Genomic DNA, 3,525 nt, shown 5'->3' with positions numbered 1-3,525 from the left:
CCCCTAGAATGGCTTACCATATGACAACAAAGTGCGATTTCGCACCTATTGCCCTACAGCAAGTGATTGATTTAATTAAGCACATAAAATAAGGGGGACTATCTATCTACCTATTGCAACGGCTCGAAGTGAGCATCACTGAATCCTTGTATCGATTCACCAAGACGCACAACGGGCCATTTTCTCGGCCCCCATAAGAAAAATGCATACCCTCCGATAACACTCACCCCCTACTTAGGTCCCATGCCTCGCTCCCATAATGGCCACGATATACAACCGTGCTAATGGAGAGATGCCTGCATGTCCCTGACCAATGCCCTGTCCGACGCGCTGCCGCTGACCCTGAGCGAGTCACCGCTGTCACTAAACCTGATCACCGCCGAAGGCTTGGAGCCGGTCAGCCCGCTGTGGCTGCGCGAGCGCACCCAGGACCCGGAGCAGCTCGATGAGGTGACTACCCAGCGTCTGTTCGATTCGCATGCCATCGACGTCAACCTCGAGCTGACCGCGGCGCGCCCGGTCGACGAGACGCACGTGGAATTCACCTTCAGTGACGGGCATTGCGAAGTGTATGACCTCACCATGCTGGCGCATGAATTGCAGGGCATCACGCCGTTCCCCAAGCCCGAGAGCTGGGATGCGAGCATCGATCAGCAGGCGCAGCGCGTCGACTGGGAGAAGATGGGCAACAATGAGGACTTCCAGAAGGCATTGAAGGCCTATCTGCGCTTTGGCTACATCATCGTGCAGAACGTGCCGACCGACCCGGAGCGCATTCTGGAAGTGGCCGGTCACTTCGGCTACGTGAAGGACACCAACTTCGGCAGCTACTTCGAGGTGTACTCGCGCCCGACGGGCAATGACCTGGCCTACCGCAGCGTGGCGCTCGGGCCGCACACCGACAACCCGTATCGTGATCCGGTACCGGGCATCCAGATGCTGCATTGCCTGGTCAACGAGACCACCGGTGGCCTGTCCACGCTGGTCGACAGCCTCAATGCGCTCAAGCAGCTCAAGGCCGAGATGCCGGAAGGCTATGAACTGCTGCGCACCACGCCGGTCGGCTTCCGCTTCCTGGACGCCGGCACCGAGCTGACCACGCGTCGCTGCGTGATTCGCGAGAATTCCGATGGTGAGCCCATCGGCGTCAACTACAGCCCGCGCCTCGATCACCTGCCGCACATGTCGCTGGAAAACACTCGCCGCTACCATCAGGCCCGCCAGCGTCTGGGGCAGCTGTTCCAAGACCCGGCCAACGAGATTCGCTTCCAACTCGAATCCGGAGAGCTGATGATGTTCGACAACACCCGCGTGCTGCATGGCCGTACGGCGTTCGACACCAATGAGGGGCACCGCCACCTGCAGGGCTGCTACATGGATAGCGACGGCCCGCGTGAGCGCTTCGCCACTACCCTGATGCGTCAGCGTCAGCAGCAGGCACAACAAGAAAACCGTGAGGAAATGGCGTAATGGATCAGGTTTCATTCACCCAGATGAAGGACGGCACCGCAGAAGACTATGCGTTGCTCGAGCGTCTTGAAGACCAGTTCAATGAAGGGCTGGTGGAGCGCCTCAAGCTTGCCCTGCGCAAGCTCGATGATGGCCTGAGCGGCTACAAGGTCAGCCGTCTGGAGCATTCCCTGCAGTCGGCGGCGCGCGCCGAGGCCGATGGCGCCGATGACGACCTGGTCGTCGCCACCCTGCTGCATGATCTCGGCGATGAGCTGGCGCCCTACAATCACTCGCAGCTGGCCGCCGCCATCATTCGCCCGTACGTGCGTGCCGAAGTGACCTGGATCATCCATCACCATGGCCTGTTCCAGAAGTTCTACTACGGTCACTTCTACGGCGAGGACCGCAACGAGCGCGAGATCTACAAGGACCACCCCTGGTATCAGAAGTGCGTGGATTTCTGCGAGCGTTATGATCAGGCGGCCTTCGATCCCGACTACCCGACCCCGCCGCTGGAGCACTTCGAACCGGCACTGCGTCGCGTCTTCGCGCGCAAGCCCTTCGATCCGGACGTGATCGGCGAAGAGCCGGCCGGCGGTTTCGACAGCCGCGTCTGAGCATGTGAAGGCGGGGGCGTGAAACGCGCCTGACCTGCTCCGCTCCCCCGCTTGACCATTGCCCCCACTGGCCCGCCCAGTGGGGGCAATCTGGTTTGTGGGCGTTGCGTTGAGTGCTTCACGTCAACAAGGGGTTGAACCTCGCCACTCAACCTTCATCATCATTGGCTAACGTCAACGTCAATGAAGGCGGTGCCGGTACGGCCGTCTTTCCCTCGCGGATCATCCCCCCTTCCCCAACCCGACAGGCAGACGCATGGAACATCTCTTCATCTACGGTCCACTGGGCCCCGGCGGCCTCAACGAACATGTCATCGCCAATATCGACGGCGAATGGAGCTCGGCCTATCTACGCGGCCGACTGGAAAACACCGATCACGGCGATGAGCACAACTTCCCGGGGCTGGTCGTCGACAACACGGGCCAGGTGATACGCGGCCACGTGTTCTCCTCGGCGCATTTGCCCGAGCATTGGGATGCTCTCGATGACTTCGAGGGCCCCATCTATCAGCGCACCGTCACTACCGTCATTCTCGATGACAATCGTGAACTCGAGGCCTATGTCTACGCCCTGCCGCAGTGAGACTCACGCGCGGCACGGATAGCGATTGCTGGCTCGTGGCAAGAGATGGATGGATCGTGGCTAGTGATGGATTGATCGTGGCAAGTGATGAATGACGGCCCGCCGCCTTGCGCCCGGATGGAGTAACATGGCCCTTCGGGCGATGCATGCCCAGTCAGCGCCAGCGTCCTCATTCATGCATCACAAGGGAGATTCCTCATGCAGCTTGAAGGTTCCTGCCACTGCAAGGCCGTCACATTCCAGCTCGAATCGCCGCACCCCTATCCGTATCAGCGCTGTTATTGCTCGATCTGTCGCAAGACGGCGGGCAGCGGTGGCTACGCGATCAATCTGGCGGGCGATGCCAACACCCTGAAGGTGGAAGGCCGGGACAATCTCTCCATCTATCACGCGGTGACTGACGGGGTCGAAAGTCCGGCGGAACGGCACTTCTGCAAGCGCTGCGGCAGTGCGCTGTGGCTCTACGATGCCCGTTGGCCGGAGCTGATCCATCCTCAGGCAGGGGCGATCGACACCCCGCTGCCCGTGCCGCCGGAGCATGTCCACATCATGCTCGACAGCAAGGCCAACTGGGTGGAAGTCGCGCACGAAGCGCGTGATGCTCATCACGCCGAGTATCCTGAAGAGAGCATTGCCGCCTGGCATGCGCGGATTGCCGAGCGCGACACCGACTGATATCGGCGGCGCGTCAATCAGGACCAGCAACTCCTCGATCAGGATCCGATGCGACGCTGGTCAGGATCCGTTGCGACCTCATGGCCTGATCCGCCGGGCTGAGCGTTGATGTCATTCGCTGCGTCGCGTATAAGTGCCGCCTATACAAGGCGGCACTCCTGTTTGTATCCGGTGATCCTTGGCTGATGCCTTCTCATG

Annotated in this window: 4 protein-coding genes; all 4 read left to right on the top strand. The window is 60.5% G+C overall.

Features of this window, described 5'->3' with window-relative positions:
* The first annotated feature begins 300 nt into the window (after nt 1-300).
* The 4 genes from AC4FAH_RS12005 to AC4FAH_RS11990 all read left to right on the top strand — a co-directional run bounded on the left by AC4FAH_RS12005 (nt 301) and on the right by AC4FAH_RS11990 (nt 3,327).
* Nucleotides 301-1,470 carry a TauD/TfdA family dioxygenase gene (locus AC4FAH_RS12005; RefSeq protein WP_054556214.1) on the top strand — a complete coding sequence of 390 codons (1,170 nt, stop codon included), beginning with the start codon at nt 301-303 and terminating at the stop codon, nt 1,468-1,470.
* A complete protein-coding gene (locus tag AC4FAH_RS12000) occupies nt 1,470-2,069 on the top strand; it encodes an HD domain-containing protein (protein ID WP_054556215.1) in 600 nt (199 codons plus the stop codon). The genes AC4FAH_RS12005 and AC4FAH_RS12000 overlap by 1 nt, the downstream gene beginning before the upstream one ends.
* 256 nt (nt 2,070-2,325) lie before the next feature.
* The gene (locus AC4FAH_RS11995; protein ID WP_213114755.1) at nt 2,326-2,652 is read left to right on the top strand and encodes a gamma-glutamylcyclotransferase family protein; all 327 of its coding nucleotides are present in this window, start codon (nt 2,326-2,328) and stop codon (nt 2,650-2,652) included.
* 198 nt (nt 2,653-2,850) lie between these two features.
* The gene (locus AC4FAH_RS11990; protein ID WP_054556217.1) at nt 2,851-3,327 is read left to right on the top strand and encodes a GFA family protein; all 477 of its coding nucleotides are present in this window, start codon (nt 2,851-2,853) and stop codon (nt 3,325-3,327) included.
* Nucleotides 3,328-3,525 lie beyond the last annotated feature (198 nt).

It is taken from the genome of Cobetia sp. (assembly GCF_983723665.1).
This window is presented reverse-complemented; position numbering and strand designations above follow the sequence as displayed.